General features: G+C 71.0%; 1 protein-coding gene. It reads right to left on the bottom strand.

Annotation, left to right across the window (positions count from 1 at the left end; all coding sequences use genetic code 11):
* The coding region (locus FFK22_RS42620) for an AMP-binding protein (RefSeq protein WP_143957095.1) at positions 1-217 on the bottom strand (217 nt) is incomplete at both ends.

Here is a 217-nt window from a genome sequence, read left to right on the forward strand (position 1 = left end):
CGAGGCCGCGAACGCCCCCAGCATCGACGGCACAAAGTGCAGCGTCGTGATCCCCTCGTCCCGGATCACCCGGCCCAGCGCCTCGGGGTCGCGATGCGCTCCCGGCTCCGCCACCACCAGGCAGGCCCCGGTCATCAGCGGCCAGAAGAACTCCCACACCGACACGTCGAAGCCGTAGGGCGTCTTCTGCAGCACCCGGTCACCCGGACCGATGCCG

It is taken from the genome of Mycobacterium sp. KBS0706, from assembly GCF_005938675.2.
GTDB lineage: Bacteria > Pseudomonadota > Alphaproteobacteria > DSM-16000 > Inquilinaceae > Inquilinus.